Below are 14889 nucleotides of genomic sequence, written 5' to 3'. Positions count from 1 at the left end.
CGGACGTGCGTTGAGGTTCGGGGGTTCGACCAGTCGCGATCCATGGCGAGCAGCGGTTTTCGACTCCTCTACCTCAGCGGCAGCCAGGATCGAGCCGTTGTTGCCGGTGGTGGAGCGGCGGTATCGGCGGAGTGGTCCCCGTCTGGACGTGCTGTTCGCCCTCTGCACCGCGATCGCATGAGCGGAGCTGTCCTCTCCCGGCGTCGCATCCCCCACCGCGGGCTCCCCGCCCGAGCTGAAACCACTCCTCGGCGCAGCATCACCGCTGGTCGCCGATCCCCGCGATCCGCAGGGATCGGCGACCAGGATCCGGGAGCGCCGTGGAGCGGCGAACTAGTATCGACGACCTCATCCGCGCTGCTCCCCGACCCCCTGCCGCACGATGGACGCGACACCAAGTCACTCACGGGACCGGCGAACCGGACCGATCCTCATCATGAGCCGGCAGGCCGAGAAGGTTGACGGCCTTCACTTCACGCGGCGTCCTTGGTAACGATGATGTTGTTGAAGCTGCAGGTCGCGGAGAACTGGCGGTTGGCCTGCATCCACTCCTTCACCTCCGCCTCGATTTCGACTCGGATCTCCGGCGCCATCTCCAGGGTGTAATTCCTGAATGCGGTGCCCATCAGGAGACTCCAGCCCCCGTCGGCTGTCTCATAATCCATCACGACGTCCCGATGGGTGATTTTGATCCGCTGCTTGTGCGTCACCTCTTCGAGGATCGTTTTCAGAAAGGAGATGTCTTCGGTCAAGCGCCATGGCATGGAGACCTGCAGGTCATCGATCTTGTTCTGAGCCAGGTCCATGAAGACCCCAGAGACGGGGGCGAGAAAGTTGCGCCCCAAGGTCATGAGGACCAGTTTACCGCCCGGCTTGACGGCGTCCCACATTTTCGCCAGGAAGGCCTTGAGATCTGAGGCGAAGAAGGGGCCATTGGCCGACACCACGATGTCGAACGCGGCGACCTCGAACTGCGCCTCATTCATGTCCTCAACGCGGAATTCGATGTTCTTGACCCCCGCGGCCTCCGCATTCCCTTCGGCCTCCTCGATCATGGACGGGGAGACGTCAATGGCCAGGGCATGCCCTGTCGGCCCTGCGATCTCCGCCGCCCTGACGATCGAGTCGCCCGTTCCGCAGGGAAGGTCGAGAATCCGGTCGCCCTCTTTGACCGCCATGTCCGCCAGCAGCGGGTCGCGTATTACATCGGGGAAGGAGTCTTGGATCCTCGTGTACTCGTTCGCCGCCTTCTGGAAAGTGCCGCGAGAGTCGAATCCAGCCATTTCTAGAATTCCCTTCTGATCTTCGATCCAGCGATGGCAGGGGCGGTCGCGCCTGCTGGAACGCGTGCCGGCAAGCTACACGTGCACCCCTGACTCACCACAGATACGGGCCTCCTGATGGACAGGCAAAGGCACGGGTTTCGCGGAGAGTTGACCAGCTGGTTTTCCGGAGCATGCGGGGCACACACGTCAGTTCAGCCGGCACCACTACACTACGAATGACAATTAAATTGCCCATTCCTCCCTCAGCGACCAGTACAGAAGAACCGCTCAAGCAGCGCACACCACTGGGCGACAAGCAGTTCTTCAAGTCGGAATGCGGCGGCTTCGACCCGGCCGCTTCCCACACATTCATCTTGGGCGCACAGCACTGGTGGAGGAAGTGTCCTCTGATCGTGGTGGTGCGAACACCGCCTGCGCGAAGAGTAACGCTCCTCCACGTGCCGCCGCCACCCGCCGTACCGCTCACGGCGTTTCGGAGGGGTCTCGCTTCTCGAACACTTCCCGGGCCGTGCTGATGGCGTTGAGGACGTATGGGAAACCGACGTACGCGGTGACCTGCGTCAGGGTCTCGACGACCTGCGCCGGGCTCAGGCCGACGTTGAGAGCGGCCCCGATGTGCACGGCCAGCTGCGGCGCCGTGTCGCCGAAAGCCGTCAGGGCGGCGACGGTGACGAGCTGCTTACGCTGCGGCGAAAGCCACGGCCGGTGGTAGATGTCGCCGAACGAGAACTCCACGACGTACCGGGCCAGGTCGGGAGAGATGTCCTTCAGGAAGGCCACGACGTCCAGGCCGTGCTGACCGTCGATCCTGATCAGGTTCTCGACGCCGCGTTCGTAGCGGTCGCGGCCGTCGTCCATGACCACCGGGTCGACGGTGAGGTCGTTGTCGGCGAAGACAGCCCGGGCGACGCCGATCGCGTTGAGCGCGCGCGGGAAGCCCGTGAAAGGGACCAGGTGGACGAGAGCTTCCACCATCTCCACGGGGGTGACGCCGACACGGAGGGCCGCGTCGATGTGGAAGTTCATCTGCGGTGCGGTGTCCCCCAGCGCGGCGAGCGCGCCGATCGTGGCCAACTCGCGCTCCTGCAGATCCAGTCCGGGGCGATCGAAGATGTCGGCGTAGGCCCACTCGACGACGAACCGGCCGAGGTCCGGGGCGATGTCGGCCAGAGCGTCGACGATGGCCGTGCCACGTGCGCCGGACATCTCACCGAGCACGGCGAGGCCGCGCTCGTATCGGGTATCGGTCTGCGCGGACGAGGAACTGGACTCGTTCATGCTGCTCCACGTTAGTGATCGGTTTTTGCACCAAGCAATTTCAGAATTCAGACAGTCCCGACCACGACGACATTTCCCTCGCTGATGTAACCGTCCGGGTGGCGCAACGGGTGCGCCGCGTCCTCCGGGTCGAGGAACGGCGCCCAGTCGCCCGGAATCCCCAGATTCCGCGCCTGTCGCGCGAAACGCGCGCACGCGTTGCCGTAGAACCGCATGGCCGCAGAGGAAAGAGGTGCGTAGTGCTCCATGAGAATCGTTCGCTGCCGCACCGATCTCAGGCCAGCTGCGCGGAGTCCGCGATGCAGGTCGCGGCCGCGCAGCAGCTGCCGCGCGTATCCAGAGGACCTGGCCGACGCGCGGAAGAAGTCGGTGATCAGGAACGGGTCCGCGGGACGTGCTGTGCTCAGCGTGCCGTCAACGTCCTTCACCGCGACGAGCCCTCCGTGCCTGGTGACCCGACGGAACTCCGAGAGAGCGCGGGCCAGTTCGGCGTCGTCGAGGTACTGGGTGGTGTTCGCGCACCACACGGCGTCGAACGAGGCGTCCGAATAGGGCAGTCGGAGCACACTCCCCTGCCGCACCTCCGTCCGCAGCCGGGCCTGATGGTTCCGCATCCGCTCGGCGGCCCGCTCGGCGTTCTCCTCGGCCAGATCCAGGGCGGAGATCCGGCCCCGTTCGCCGACGAGTTCCGCGAGCCAAGGCAGGAAAGCGCCGCTCCCGCAGCCCGCGTCCAGGACGTGCCAGCCGGCGCGGATTCCGACGGTTCCCAAGGCCTCCTCGTAGGCGTCGGCGCAGGCTTCGAAGTGGAGGTCGACGATCTCCTCGTGCGTGAACGCCATGCCGGTGGAGGTCGTGTAGCCGAACGCCGCGTGATCCTCGGTCAACATGCTTTCGCTCCATCCGGGCAGGAGGTGTGCCCCGCGGCCAGGAGCCAAACGAGGATCTCCGCGGTTTTCCCTGGTGCTTCCAGCGGGGCGAGGTGACCGACTCCGGGGAGCGTGACGAGCCGGCCGCCGGCCAGGGCGGCGGCTGTAGCACGGGCCTCGTCGACGGTGACGAGCTCGTCCTCCTCGCCCTGGACGACCACGGCGGGCACGTCCGCGGTGCTCAGTGCGGACAGAGAGGCCTCGCGGGCGGCGATTGCCCGCTGCGCCCACGCCACGGACTGTGGATCGGCCGCCTGCGCCAGCGCCGTCACCCGGGCCAGCAACCCGGGCTGCTGGGCCCGGGTGGTGGCGCCGAGCAGGGACGAGGTGGTGTCCGCGACGATCCTGGCACGCAGAGAGTCATCGCTGATCAAGTCGGCGAAGCGGAGGCGCGCCGCGGCCCCCTCCGGTGTGTCGGCCGTGCCACGGGATGCGAACAGACCCAGTGCGCGGACGCGGTGTGGATGGCGGCGCAGGAACGACATCGCCGCATAGCCGCCCATCGAGCAGCCGGCGACGACCGCCGAGTCGAGGCCGCGACGATCGAGTTCGCGGGCCAGTTCGTCGGCGAGCAAGTCGAGGGAAGGGGCTGCGTCCACCGGGAGCGGGGTGCGCCCGAAGCCGCACTGGTCGATGGGGAGCACGCGGTGACCGCAGGCTCGCAGGGCCCGAGCGGGCTCGTCCCACATGGACGAGTCGAGAGGCAAGGCGTGGAGCAGGACGATGGGGAGGTCCGCGCCGCTCATCGTTCGGCCGCCCGCTCCGCGTCGCGGACGAACCGCCACGCCCGCTCGGGCAGCCGTGTGCCGCGCAGCCAGGCGAGGGCTACCGGAGAGGGGGGCAGGTCGTGCACGGGGACCACCTTGATGTCGGGCGGCAGGACCGCCTCGAGGGACTGGAAGGACACGTGCATCGCGAGAGTGCTCCGGAGCCGTTCCACCAGGGCGAGCACCGTGGTCATGGTATGCGTACGGCGGATGGCGCGGCCTGCCCAGGTGTGAGGCGGAACGACGAGATCCCAGACGTTCGGCGGAAAGTCACCGGGGCATCGGAATCCCTCGTAGTCGGCGATCTGCTCAAGAGAGACCGACTCCTGGGCTGCCAGTGGGTGATGGGCGCCCACGAGCACGGCACGGCCGTCCCAAGCGACGCGTTGGCTCAGCGCGATGTCCGGATCGAACGGGTCGTACTTGACGAGCATGAGGTCGGTCTCCCCGGCGCGCAGCAGCCTGAACGGCTCAGAGACCTCGTAGCGGATGTACTCGATCGACGACACCGGGTGATCGGCGGCGGCCACGATGCGAGCGGCGAGGTGAGTGGAACCGTGTATGCCGAGCCGGAGGGGCCGGGGCGACGCGGCCGCGCCGGAGGCAGAGGCGTCACCGGCGGCTACGGGTGTGCGGCTGGTCATGGGTCAGACCTCCGTGGTCAGTCCCGCGTAGGCCTGAAGTTCGTCCGGTCGGTGAACGTCGGTGTCTACGCGGAGCATTGCGAACTGGCGGGCCAGGACGTTCAGTCGGGGCACGAATCGCAGGGTCAGGCGGTCGCAGGGTTGGATCAGTCCGTCGAGGACGGCCTCGGCGAGCAAGTGGTTGATGTGCACGAGGGCGTGCGCGACGGTCACCCTGGCGGTGGCGATGTACAGGTCGCGGTGGACGGCGCTGCGGAACCCGCCGGAGCAGGACGCGATCGCCGGACGAGGGACGGTCACCGTGGCCGCGGGCATCGTGGTCAGCTCGTGCCCGCCCTCGAAGGTCTTGAGGAGGCGACGCAGCGTCGCCGTCGCCGCACCCGGCGCCGGGCCCGACCAGGCCAACGATCCATCGCCCGCCACGTGGTCGAAGGTGAACCGCTCATGCAGATTGGCTGGGTTACCGGCCAAGAACACGGTGCGCGTGAAGGAGCTGCGCCAGGCGTCACGCGTCTCCGGCGCCAGGGCGAGCGCGAAAGTGCAAGTCTCGCGCACCCATTGGGGCAGATCGAGCTGGGACACGACGACCACCGCCAGCACCTCGGTGTCGACGGCGTCCGCGTCGTGGAAGCCGGCCCGGAGCGCCTTCAAGGCCTGGCCGCTGGACAGATCGAGCCGGTCGGCCAACTCGGGCCGGGCAGTGCGGACGCGGTCCACGGCGGAGCGCAGCAGGGCGGATTGCGGCGGGGACGCGGGCGGGAGTGCTTCCGAGGGGTCGGAAACCGCGTGGGCGAGAGCCGTCGGTTCGGGGGAACTGGTCACAGGTACACCGCCGACAGGAGTCCGGGATCGGGAGCGGGCCGTCGACGGCCCAGGAGGGAACAGGTGAGCTGGTAGGGGTCGACGTAGGCGTGGCCACGCCGGTGCCGGTCGAGAGCGTCGAACAGATCACCGGTGCCGACAGCGACGCCAGCCCGGGAACGTTCGAGGAGTCGGGCGGCCATGCTCAGGCATTTCCGCAGCAGGTCGTGCCGGAACGACTCGCGCTGGCCAGGGCCGAGGGTCGCCACGAAGTACAGGCGCATGCCGAGCCGCAACGCCTCGGTGTCGTCACCGCACTTCTCGGCGGCCTCGCCCAGCAGGACGCCGACCGTGTGCCCGCGCCAACCACCGTGCCGGGCCGAGGCGATCTGCCCGTCGATGGGAACCCTCCCCAGGGGCACTCGGCGCACTGCGGGCCCGAGGCGGGTCAGGACGCGGCTGAGAAGCTGGTAGTCGGTGTCCAGCTCATGGTCGTAGAGCAGGACGACCTCGTCGTACCCGGCCACGAGCGGAAGCAACTCGCGCAAGGCGCAGGCGACGTAGTTGGGCCGGCCGTCCGACGTGATGATGCGGCGCGGGGCATGCCGTACCGGGTGAGATCAAGGTACACCGGACCGCCGCAGTCGCGCTGGTCGAGGACGAGACCCGTGGCGGCGAGCTGTTCGACCATCTGCTCCAAGGCGAGACCCGGCGGCTGGTGTTCCTTGAGACCGGGGTCGTGCATGCCGAGCCGCTTGTAGTGCCCGGTCCACAGCTCCAGCAGCCGTCGGCTCGCGGGGTGGGTCCAGCCGCTGTGCTCGATGGCGTCCCGGTACGGCCGCAATGCCTTCGCGCTCGGCGGCTGCTCCTCGGATCGGTAGCGAACGTAGAGTTCGCCGATCTCCTCCTCGGAGAACTGTGCGTAGTCGGTCTCACCACGAGTGCGGTCGAGGTACTCCCAGAAGCCGACCGTCTGCTCGGTGACGTGGTACGTGGTGGGGCTGTACCGGTACGTCACCTCGGCGAGCGGCGCCGTGGCCCGGAACATGACGTCGGTCCACAGTAGACCCTTGAGATGACTCGGGGTGAGGGGTTTGGTGGGCGTCACCGTGACCGGGGCCAGCAGGACGTGATTGCGGGGCGGCATCGTCATCCTTCCTTCCGTGCGGTGGCTGTGATGGTCTGCAGGAGTTCGGTCCGCGTGGGAGGCGAGGTCTCGGGAGCCGGGGCGGGCTCGGCGGGCACCTGACGCACCCGGCTCGGAAAGTCCACGTCGGCGAAGAGCCTGGCAGGGGTCGTCAGGCTCGTCTGGGCGCGGGTAACTCCTTGCCATACGACCGGATCGGTGGCCGCGGCCTTGCTCGCCGCCGCCCAGAGGTCCGGGGCTACCGGCGGCACCGGGGGGCACCGGGACGCCGGAGGCAGACTCGCCGCCGCCCGCCACCGCTCGACCCGCACCCACGAGTCGTGGATGCTCTGCTCGTACCAGGGCCGCAGGAGTTCGTCGCTCAGGTCCGCAGCGGCACGGCCCAGCTCAACCGCCGCGGACGGGTGCCGGTCGATCAGGTCCGCGAGCCGGAACGCATGGGTGAAGGCGAGGGAGAGCCCGCGGCCGAACATCGGGTCGGTGACGCAGGCCGCGTCTCCGACCCGGAGGAGACCCACGAGGGGCGAGGCACCCCGCAGGAGGTTCGGCGGCATGCCGATCACTCGCACCGGCCCCATCGGCTCCACGGCGCTCTCATCGACCCACGGGAACAGGTATGGCGAGATCCCGCAGACGGCGGTGAAGACACCGGGGTCGCGCAGCGCCGTCGTGGCATGGTCGCCAGGCAGGGTGCCGAGAGTGATGGCGAACACGTCGTTGTCCGCCGGGTGCGCCACCGCCGAGTAGTGGCCCCAGACTCCGCCAGCCGCATTGCCCCGGTTGAGCGGCCCCGGCGGCGAACCGCCGGGTTGACGCAGCCGGTAGAAGCGGCCGAATGCGCGCAGGTGACTGGCGCCGGTGAGGTCCTTCCCGGCCGGGAAACCGGCTGCGGCGAGCCAGGTCCGCGACGCGCAGCGGCGGCCGGAAGCGTCCACGACGAGGTCAGCGGCGAGGGGCTCTCCGGAATCCGTAACGACTCCGGCCACCCGGTCGGAGTCGAGCAGCAGCTCGGTGACCGCGGTCTCGTGGCTGATGGTCACCGTGGGCAGGGCACTCGCGCAGCGGTGGAGGACGAGATCGAGCACGGAGCGACGGCAGAACACGGTGATCAGGTCTTCGTCGTCGACGTCGCCGGGTGCCGCCGTTCTGAGGTCCCACAGCCGCGCCCCAGCCTCCAGCAACCCGGTCAGCAACCCCGGCGCGTACCGCCGCAGCGTCCACACCCCGAGCGCATTGAGGACGTGGTCGTGCGCCGCCTGCGGCACCGCCGGTCGCAGCCACGACTCTGCGCTCTTGAGGACGGGCCCGTCCGGGGGCGTCTCCCCCGTTCAAGAACCCGGACCCGGTGACCGCGTCCGCCGAGCGCCAGAGCCAGGGCGAGACCGGCAGCACCACCGCCTGCGATCACGATGGTCCCCATGGTCAGCGTCGCCGACCGTGCACGAAGAACACCCGGCGCACTTCCGGGACTTCGCGCGGCGGCACCGAGTCCGGCCACCTTCCGTAATCGGCGTCCGGCTCGCCCGGCTGAACAGCGCGAACGTCGAAGCCATACTGCGCGAACAGTTCCTCCGGCTCGTCAGTGCCGAACACCCAGGGGCACCCCCAACTGGCGAACACGTCGAGCAGGCCTTGTACGTGAGGGAGCGTCAGCGCGGACCGGTTGACGATGTCGGCCGCAATCCGACTGCCTGGCGCGGAGATCGCAGCGACCCGCTCAAGCATGCGGCGGGAGGCGGCCTCGGGGATGTAGTAGAGCAGGCCCTCCAGCAGCCAAGTCGAGGGCAGGGTGGAGTCGTACCCGGCCGCGCAGAGCCGGTCCTCCCAGTCGTCGTCGTTGAAGTCGACGGCGACGGTGCGGTGGTCGATGCGGGGCGGGATCCCGCGTAACCGCTCGGTCTTGAAGTCGAGCACCGATGGGCGGTCGACCTCGAAGTAGCGGATGTGATCGGGCCAGGACAGCCGGTAGGCCCGCGAGTCCATCCCGGCAGGGGCCAGCACGATCTGAGTGGTCTCCGGCGCCCGGGCGGCGTCCTGCAGCAGATCGTCGAAGAACCTCGTGCGGATGGCGTTGTAGTCCGGGGTGCTGGGCAGGGTTCGCGGCCGGTCAGGGGGAAAGGTCGCGGCTCGGATCTCGGCCAGCAGGTCCGGGCCCTCGTCTCCAGCGAGTCCGGCGGCGTACGGGTCCTCGTACAACCGGTCCGCGCGGCGGGTCTCCGCCGCGCGGAGGGCTGCGGTGAGCAGGGCGGTCCGTTCGACAGGGTCGAACACGGGCATGGGGGGCTCCTCGTCTGGGACTGTTCGAGAGCGTGGCGCGCGTCGGAAGGACCGGGGACGACCCGCTTGCCGGGAGCGCGGTTCGGCACGCCGGAATGCCCGTGCAGTGCCCGTCGCGCGCCCGCGCGCAGCAGCCTCTAGAGCGAAGAGGAGCGCGCGACGGACTCCACGCGGTGTGGGAACGAACCGGAGATCACGAAGGAACACGCCTGCATCAGCCCGTGGGACCGCAGGCAGGTGTCAGCCTTCCGGATGCCCGTCGTAAACGCGGATCTTGTACTCGGTCGCTTCCAGCGCCAGGCCAAGCTCGCGGATCTGCCGGATGATTCGGTCTTGCTGGTCGAGCATGATGCGCCGACGTTCCGGAATGGTGCTCGGGCCCTGCTCGACGAGCAGGATGTAGCGTTTGAGGTCGGTCATGGTCATGCCCGACAGGCGCATCCGGGTGAGGAAGACAAGCCGGCGCATGTCGAGCGCGGAGTACTCGCGGTATCCGGAGGCGTTGCGAGCTGGCCGCACGAGTCCCTCCTGCTCGTAGTACCGGAGAGTGTGCGTCGACAGGCCGACGAGCCTGGCGGCCTCGGCGACACCCTTGGGCTTCGGCGAGGCTTCGATCGTGGTGTCGTCGAGCAGCTCGTTCAGCGCTTCGATCGCTGACGAGGACGGCCCGTCGCTGGCAGCGAGGATGCGTTCGATCAACGCTTCAGTGGCCATGGCTCACAATGTACGACGATCAGAATGCGCGCACAGCGGCTGGCATGCCCGGAAAGTCCGCCGACTCGCTCGCAGACGCCCATTTCTCGACGTCGTCGAGCGCACCTCGGTAGACGCGGGTGAGGTTGCGAACCGCCTCCGCACCGAGTGGGAGCCGAAGCGGCGCGTCGGGGGTGTCGAGCATGTCGCGGATCACCTGGGCAGCGCGTGCCGGGTCGCCTTCCTGGACGCCATCGGCCTCGGCCATGTTCGCGCGCACGGCACCGGCGACCTCGTCGTAGACCGAGCTCCGCTGCGCTGTGTTGAGCACGTCGGCGGCGTTGAACGCGGTGCGGAAGCGACTGGGCTCGACGATGAGGACGCGGATGCCAAACGGTGCGACTTCGCCCGCGAGCGCCTCCGACCAGCCCTCAAGCGCGAACTTGCCGGCCGAGTAGCTGCCGACGGCGGGGAACGACAGCCGCCCGCCCTGGCTGCTCATCTGCACGATCGCACCAGAGCGTCGCTCTCGCAGGTGGGGCAGCGCAGCGCGCACGTAGGCGGCGGGGCCGAACAGGTGCTGCTCAAGCATGGACCGCAGCGCGGCATCCGTGATCTCTTCGGCGGTCCCGACCTGTCCGGCGCCGGCATTGTTGACGAGCACATCGACGCGCCCGAACACCTCCAGCGCCCGCTGCACGACCGCCGCCGCTCCCGAAGTGTCGCGCACATCGTGCTCGATGGCGAGGAGCTGGTCCCCGTACCGCGCCTTGAGCTCATCGAACCGGTCGACCCGCCGCGCGGTCCCGACCACACGCTCGCCCGCCGCGAGCGCCGCCTCGGCGAGCGCGAGGCCCAGGCCCGAACTCGCGCCCGTGATCATCCATGCCTTCGTCTCGTTCATCGTTGCCATGGCTCTGACGCTAGAGCTTCGAGCGCGCTTGAAGGCAAGCCGCGCTCAGGCTCGGCAGGCCACGAGTGGCTCACCCCGCTTGATCCGCTGCGCACTCTCGGCCGGTGCGCGCCGATGCACTCAGCGAGGTACCGGTGTCCAGACGGTCACCCGCGCCGCGCACCTGGTGCGGAATCCGATTTGCAGCAATGAGCGGGGCGGGTCGTGCGAAATTGCCGCGATGAACAATTCGGAAAACCCATCGAGAAGCCGGCTGACCACCTGGGGTGTTCGGACAATTTGAACACGGTCCGTTCCTGCGGGCACCAAGCCTTGAGGAAGAGTTTCCCAGTCATGGTGGTGCGACCACCACCCACCGCAAACGGACTGGTAGTCGGCCTGGTGGTGGTGGGAGTAACCGCATGAATTCGCCCCTGTAGCGAAGGGCCGGGTCGGGTAAATTGCGCTTATCCGGGAACCCATTTCCTTTAGGAGTAGATACGTGTCGGCAAATGCAATAAGTGCGACGGGGCGCTCCCGGGTCACTCGCCTCAACACGCTCACCGGGCTGCGCTTTGCCGCCGCTTTCGTGGTTTTTCTCTACCACGCGGCGCTGCTCGGTTACATGGGTGTGCCCTGGCTCAGCCCCGAGAACGTGCACGACTACTACCGTTCCGTACACCACGTTGGCGCCCTCGGCGTTAGCTTCTTCTTCGTGCTCAGCGGCTTCGTGCTGACCTGGTCGTCGCGGGAGACGGACACGGCGCCGCGCTTCTGGCGCCGCCGGTTCCTCAAGATCGTCCCCAATTATCTGGTGGTCTGGGTGCTGGCCATGGTGGTCTTCGCGGCACCCTTCACCGACGTGAAGATCGGGCTGCTCAACTTCTTCATGCTCCAGGTGTACTACCCGGACTTCTCCATCAACTTCGGCGTGAACCCGGCTGGTTGGTCCCTGGCCGTCGAGGCGATCTTCTACCTGCTCTTCCCCCTCCTGCTCCGCCTAATCAAGAAGATACCGGCCAACCGGGTCAATCTCTGGGTCGCGATCGTCGGCCTCGGCATCATCGCCACGCCGTTCCTGTCCACCCATCTCGTCCCGGCCGGTTCCGTGTTCATGCCCATGGAGCCCGAGACCTCGGTGAACCAGTACTTCTTCTCGTACATCCTGCCGTTCCCCCGAGTCCTGGACTTCGCCCTCGGCATCCTGGTAGCCCGCTCGGTGATGTCGGGGCGCTGGCGCAACATCGGTATGATTTGGGCTGGCGCACTGCTCATCGCCAGCTATGCGCTCGGCTACTTCACTCCGTACATCTACTCGTCGCGCGCCGTTTGCGTCATCCCAGCCGCCGTCCTCATCGCGGCCGGAGCAATCGCGGACGACGAGGGCCGCTTCACCGTCTTCCGCAACAAGGTGATGGTCTGGCTGGGCGACATCTCCTTCGCCTTCTACCTCGTGCACTACACCGTGCTGCAAGGAGTGTGGAAGCTGCTCGGCAGCAAGACCTACACCGCACCGCAGGCCACGGCCATGATGCTGCTCTGCCTCGGCGTCTCGATCCTCGCGTCCTGGGCGCTGTACGACCTGATCGAGCGCCCCATCACCCAGCGCTGGTCCAACCCGAGGAAGAGGTCAGCACCCGTCCAGCAGGAGTCGGCCCTCGCGGAAGCCCGACCGCTCGCCGCCAGACGAGCCGACGAGGAGCGCTGACTGCCGCCGAACGAGGAGGCCAGCCCGCGAGCAACCGTCGGCCCCGTCCGATTTCGTCCGGTCGGGGCCGACGGTCGCTTCCTCGCTCAAACTCACTCGGCACGTCAGAACCACCCGCTCTTCGGATCTGCCCAGGGTCTACTTGACACCTTGACCTGCCCCAGAGTTCGTTACCCCGGCCGGTGTGAAGGTCAGGCGGGGATAGATGAGCTCTCGGAGGATAGCTCGTACTCGATTGGTGAGACGTAGTCGAGATGGGAGTGTCGTCGCTGGCGGTTGTAGAAGATTTCGATGTAGGTGAAGATCTCATTGGCCAGGTCGAGCCGCGTCCGCCACTTCCTCCGGTTCAGGAGCTCGACCTGCATGGACGACCAGAACGACTCCATCATCGCGTTGTCGAGCCCATCACCGATGGTGCCGAACGAGGGCATCAGGCCGGAGCGGACCTTGTTAGTGAAGGCCCACGAGGTGAACTGGACGCCGTGGTCGGCGTGGACGATGCCGCCGGGTGGTGGTGTGCGGTTGTTGATGGCCATGTCGAGCGCGTTGATGACCAGGGTGGTGTCCTGGCAGTTGTCGATCGACCATCCGACGATCTTGCGACGCCGACCGCGCCTGGCGCGGCGCTGAGGCCGAGACCAGCGAGGGGCGTTTCATCGACCCCGCTAGCGCCGACGAGGTCTCGCCACCCTTTACTGGGTGGCGGGACCTCGGACGGTGATCACGACGTGAAGCGATCCGATTTGATCGCGTCGAGGAAGGCTTGCCATTGGGTTGGGGTGGCGGTGAAGTAGCCCTGGCTTCGGTCTTTGGTGTCGCGTACCGCGGCGTGTCCGTCTGCCGCGTTGCCGACCTCCACGCAGGAATTCGTGTTGGCGCTGCGGCTCGACTTCCGCCACCCCGTCGGGGGCTGCGATAGGCTCATTCCGTTTTCTCCAGTTCAGTGATGATGCCGGCGATGAACTCGGCCGATGCCTCCGGGCTCATCGCCACTTCTTCCCTACTCATGCGGTCCACGGCATCCGTGTAGGCCGCGACGTCGTCGGGTTCGTGGAAGAACAGACCGGCCCTGCGGTTTTCGATGTGGACGATCTTCGAGTAACTCGCGTCGGACTCCAGCAGCAGGAACGCGCCCTCCAAAGCGGGATGCCAGCCCACGCATGAGGGGATCACGCGGACCGTGATGTGTTCGCGCCGAGCGCTGTTGATCAGGTGCTGCAGCTGCTCGGCCATGACCGCGGTGCCACCAATGCTGGAACGCAGGGCGGCCTCGCCGATGAACGTCACGAGCTCCGCCGGCCGCTTCTCACGATCGATCACCTCCCGGCGGCCCCACCTCATCCGCACCCGCGACTCGATCTCGTGATCAGCAACGCCGACCTCGGTCATGAGGGCGCGGGCGTACCCGGAGGTTTGGAGCAGTCCCGGAACCAGCAGCGGCGAGACATCGACAATGCGAGTCGCCTCCGACTCGAACTTCAGCAGCGCCTCCAGCTGGCGCGCCCGGTCACCCAATCGGACCGCGAGCCACTGCGGGGCGCCGGTCTCGCGGGCGAGTTGAAGGACCTCGTCAGCCTCGGTTCCGTTAACACCGAGCGCGCCGAGGATCCGGTTGACCGTGTCCGTGTCGGGACTGCGCTTGCCCGTTTCCCAGTTCTGGAGGGACACGTGGTGGCTGTACCCGAGGTGCTGGGCGAACGCCCGCAGACTCCACCCGCGATCTTGGCGAAGTTCGCGAAGACGAGCGCCGAGCGTGAGGGCCTGCGTCGTCGCGCCAGTGGTAACAGCCATGCACCACACAATAGGCCCCGGTCGGGTGCGATGTCGATCAGCATCAATGACCCCACGATCAGGGCATTGCCCGACCGGTATCAGTGGTAACAGACTTTGTTTACCGCGTTACCACTGTTGCGCGGTGCGACTCACGATAATTGGGGGAAGCGATCCGCCATGACTCATCCTGTTCGATGGACACCGGCCGAAGGAGAACGCCACGCGACCGCGGTCAGCGGTCCTGGCAGCGGCAAGGACACGGAAGTCCTCACGCTGTGCGGGAAAACTGTCACCACATCTCAATCCGACCGCGCGTGGTTCTGGGAGACCTGCCAGCACTGCAACCGCGAAGCGCACCGCGTGGCGGGCGTGCCGATGCCACCCGCCACGGGCACCGAACCGGTCCGCCCGTGAAGACCGCGACGCTCATGCGGGCCGCGATCATCTCGATCGCCGCCGCCGTCGACAACGTCGAGGCCGGATACACCTCCCGGAATGAGCGAGAAGAGCTCGCACGCGTCTGCGACCACCTCGCTACCGCACTGCGCACCGCCGATGGCCCCGCCGCCATAGACGGCGACGTGATCTCAGTGGTGACCGACTCATGATCCACCTCGTTCCCTGGACTTCCCGCGGGTCTGGTCCTCGCCAGCGTCGGCTCCCTGCACGTAGGCCGGCACAACGTCGACAGGGGCAC

At 67.5% G+C, this 14889-nt stretch carries 18 protein-coding genes and 1 pseudogene; 3 read left to right on the top strand and 16 right to left on the bottom strand.

Features of this window, described 5'->3' with window-relative positions; all coding sequences use genetic code 11:
* Positions 1 to 473: 473 nt before the first annotated feature.
* From REH65_RS32610 to REH65_RS32550, 13 genes are all read right to left on the bottom strand, one after another.
* The gene (locus REH65_RS32610) at positions 474 to 1283 is read right to left on the bottom strand and encodes a class I SAM-dependent methyltransferase (RefSeq protein WP_406690567.1); all 810 of its coding nucleotides are present in this window, start codon (positions 1281 to 1283) and stop codon (positions 474 to 476) included.
* A gap of 465 nt (positions 1284 to 1748) precedes the next feature.
* The gene (locus REH65_RS32605) at positions 1749 to 2564 is read right to left on the bottom strand and encodes a carboxymuconolactone decarboxylase family protein (protein WP_406690566.1); all 816 of its coding nucleotides are present in this window, start codon (positions 2562 to 2564) and stop codon (positions 1749 to 1751) included.
* A gap of 47 nt (positions 2565 to 2611) precedes the next feature.
* Complete coding sequence (locus tag REH65_RS32600) at positions 2612 to 3451, bottom strand: class I SAM-dependent methyltransferase (protein WP_406690565.1); 840 nt, start codon at positions 3449 to 3451, stop codon at positions 2612 to 2614.
* On the bottom strand, positions 3445 to 4236 hold the full coding sequence (locus tag REH65_RS32595; RefSeq protein ID WP_406690564.1) for an alpha/beta fold hydrolase: 792 nt from the start codon (positions 4234 to 4236) through the stop codon (positions 3445 to 3447). Before REH65_RS32595 ends, REH65_RS32600 begins: the two co-directional genes overlap by 7 nt.
* Positions 4233 to 4901: a LysR substrate-binding domain-containing protein gene (locus REH65_RS32590; protein WP_406690563.1), complete on the bottom strand. Its 669-nt coding sequence runs from the start codon at positions 4899 to 4901 to the stop codon at positions 4233 to 4235. Before REH65_RS32590 ends, REH65_RS32595 begins: the two co-directional genes overlap by 4 nt.
* Before the next feature lie 3 nt (positions 4902 to 4904).
* Positions 4905 to 5723: a DUF6182 family protein gene (locus tag REH65_RS32585; RefSeq protein ID WP_406690562.1), complete on the bottom strand. Its 819-nt coding sequence runs from the start codon at positions 5721 to 5723 to the stop codon at positions 4905 to 4907.
* Positions 5720 to 6229 (bottom strand): hypothetical protein, encoded by a 510-nt coding sequence (locus tag REH65_RS32580; RefSeq protein ID WP_406690561.1) that lies wholly within the window; start codon positions 6227 to 6229, stop codon positions 5720 to 5722. Before REH65_RS32580 ends, REH65_RS32585 begins: the two co-directional genes overlap by 4 nt.
* Positions 6151 to 6849 carry a hypothetical protein gene (locus REH65_RS32575; protein ID WP_406690560.1) on the bottom strand — a complete coding sequence of 233 codons (699 nt, stop codon included), beginning with the start codon at positions 6847 to 6849 and terminating at the stop codon, positions 6151 to 6153. The genes REH65_RS32580 and REH65_RS32575 overlap by 79 nt, the downstream gene beginning before the upstream one ends.
* Before the next feature lie 2 nt (positions 6850 to 6851).
* Positions 6852 to 8114, bottom strand: coding sequence for an NAD(P)/FAD-dependent oxidoreductase (locus tag REH65_RS32570; protein ID WP_406693299.1), 1263 nt, complete (start codon positions 8112 to 8114; stop codon positions 6852 to 6854).
* The gene (locus REH65_RS32565) at positions 8036 to 8269 is read right to left on the bottom strand and encodes an FAD-dependent oxidoreductase (protein WP_406690559.1); all 234 of its coding nucleotides are present in this window, start codon (positions 8267 to 8269) and stop codon (positions 8036 to 8038) included. Before REH65_RS32565 ends, REH65_RS32570 begins: the two co-directional genes overlap by 79 nt.
* A 2-nt stretch (positions 8270 to 8271) precedes the next feature.
* Positions 8272 to 9126 carry an SAM-dependent methyltransferase gene (locus REH65_RS32560; RefSeq protein WP_406690558.1) on the bottom strand — a complete coding sequence of 285 codons (855 nt, stop codon included), beginning with the start codon at positions 9124 to 9126 and terminating at the stop codon, positions 8272 to 8274.
* Positions 9127 to 9366: 240 nt separating this feature from the next.
* Positions 9367 to 9840: a MerR family transcriptional regulator gene (locus REH65_RS32555; RefSeq protein ID WP_406690557.1), complete on the bottom strand. Its 474-nt coding sequence runs from the start codon at positions 9838 to 9840 to the stop codon at positions 9367 to 9369.
* Positions 9841 to 9859: 19 nt separating this feature from the next.
* A complete protein-coding gene (locus REH65_RS32550) occupies positions 9860 to 10732 on the bottom strand; it encodes an SDR family NAD(P)-dependent oxidoreductase (protein ID WP_406690556.1) in 873 nt (290 codons plus the stop codon).
* Between the two features lie 481 nt (positions 10733 to 11213).
* Between REH65_RS32550 and REH65_RS32545 the strand changes: the two genes are divergently transcribed.
* Positions 11214 to 12419 (top strand): acyltransferase family protein, encoded by a 1206-nt coding sequence (locus REH65_RS32545; protein WP_406690555.1) that lies wholly within the window; start codon positions 11214 to 11216, stop codon positions 12417 to 12419.
* Between the two features lie 191 nt (positions 12420 to 12610).
* Here the strand turns inward: REH65_RS32545 and REH65_RS32540 are convergent.
* From REH65_RS32540 to REH65_RS32530, 3 genes and pseudogenes are all read right to left on the bottom strand, one after another.
* Positions 12611 to 13021 (bottom strand): annotated as a pseudogene (locus tag REH65_RS32540) (transposase); the annotation flags it as partial.
* A 119-nt stretch (positions 13022 to 13140) separates the two neighbouring features.
* Complete coding sequence (locus REH65_RS32535; protein WP_406690554.1) at positions 13141 to 13344, bottom strand: DUF397 domain-containing protein; 204 nt, start codon at positions 13342 to 13344, stop codon at positions 13141 to 13143.
* Positions 13341 to 14210, bottom strand: a complete 870-nt coding sequence (locus tag REH65_RS32530; RefSeq protein WP_406690553.1) for a helix-turn-helix domain-containing protein — start codon at positions 14208 to 14210, stop codon at positions 13341 to 13343. Before REH65_RS32530 ends, REH65_RS32535 begins: the two co-directional genes overlap by 4 nt.
* Before the next feature lie 159 nt (positions 14211 to 14369).
* On the opposite strand from REH65_RS32530, the gene REH65_RS32525 reads away from it, so the two are divergent.
* Both REH65_RS32525 and REH65_RS32520 read left to right on the top strand, forming a co-directional pair.
* Entirely contained in the window at positions 14370 to 14606 is a 237-nt protein-coding gene (locus REH65_RS32525; protein WP_406690552.1) for a zinc finger protein, read from the top strand.
* Positions 14603 to 14800 carry a hypothetical protein gene (locus tag REH65_RS32520; protein WP_406690551.1) on the top strand — a complete coding sequence of 66 codons (198 nt, stop codon included), beginning with the start codon at positions 14603 to 14605 and terminating at the stop codon, positions 14798 to 14800. The genes REH65_RS32525 and REH65_RS32520 overlap by 4 nt, the downstream gene beginning before the upstream one ends.
* Positions 14801 to 14889: the final 89 nt, after the last annotated feature.

This window comes from Saccharopolyspora sp. ID03-671 (genome assembly GCF_045278815.1).
In the GTDB taxonomy this organism is placed as follows: domain Bacteria; phylum Actinomycetota; class Actinomycetes; order Mycobacteriales; family Pseudonocardiaceae; genus Saccharopolyspora; species Saccharopolyspora ipomoeae.
The sequence above is the reverse complement of the archived record's forward strand: the minus strand, read 5'-3'. Positions and strand labels throughout refer to the sequence as shown.

Bases quoted from the DNA above. Each gene is read 5' to 3' on its own strand.
- REH65_RS32610 (WP_406690567.1), bottom strand. From the start codon at position 1,283: ATGGCTGGATTCGACTCTCGCGGCACTTTCCAGAAGGCGGCGAACGAG.
- REH65_RS32555 (WP_406690557.1), bottom strand. From the start codon at position 9,840: ATGGCCACTGAAGCGTTGATCGAACGCATCCTCGCTGCCAGCGACGGG.
- REH65_RS32590 (WP_406690563.1), bottom strand. From the start codon at position 4,901: ATGACCAGCCGCACACCCGTAGCCGCCGGTGACGCCTCTGCCTCCGGC.
- REH65_RS32565 (WP_406690559.1), bottom strand. From the start codon at position 8,269: ATGGGGACCATCGTGATCGCAGGCGGTGGTGCTGCCGGTCTCGCCCTG.
- REH65_RS32535 (WP_406690554.1), bottom strand. From the start codon at position 13,344: ATGAGCCTATCGCAGCCCCCGACGGGGTGGCGGAAGTCGAGCCGCAGC.
- REH65_RS32550 (WP_406690556.1), bottom strand. From the start codon at position 10,732: ATGGCAACGATGAACGAGACGAAGGCATGGATGATCACGGGCGCGAGT.
- REH65_RS32525 (WP_406690552.1), top strand. From the start codon at position 14,370: ATGACTCATCCTGTTCGATGGACACCGGCCGAAGGAGAACGCCACGCG.
- REH65_RS32530 (WP_406690553.1), bottom strand. From the start codon at position 14,210: ATGGCTGTTACCACTGGCGCGACGACGCAGGCCCTCACGCTCGGCGCT.
- REH65_RS32575 (WP_406690560.1), bottom strand. From the start codon at position 6,849: ATGCCGCCCCGCAATCACGTCCTGCTGGCCCCGGTCACGGTGACGCCC.
- REH65_RS32595 (WP_406690564.1), bottom strand. From the start codon at position 4,236: ATGAGCGGCGCGGACCTCCCCATCGTCCTGCTCCACGCCTTGCCTCTC.
- REH65_RS32605 (WP_406690566.1), bottom strand. From the start codon at position 2,564: ATGAACGAGTCCAGTTCCTCGTCCGCGCAGACCGATACCCGATACGAG.
- REH65_RS32600 (WP_406690565.1), bottom strand. From the start codon at position 3,451: ATGTTGACCGAGGATCACGCGGCGTTCGGCTACACGACCTCCACCGGC.
- REH65_RS32560 (WP_406690558.1), bottom strand. From the start codon at position 9,126: ATGCCCGTGTTCGACCCTGTCGAACGGACCGCCCTGCTCACCGCAGCC.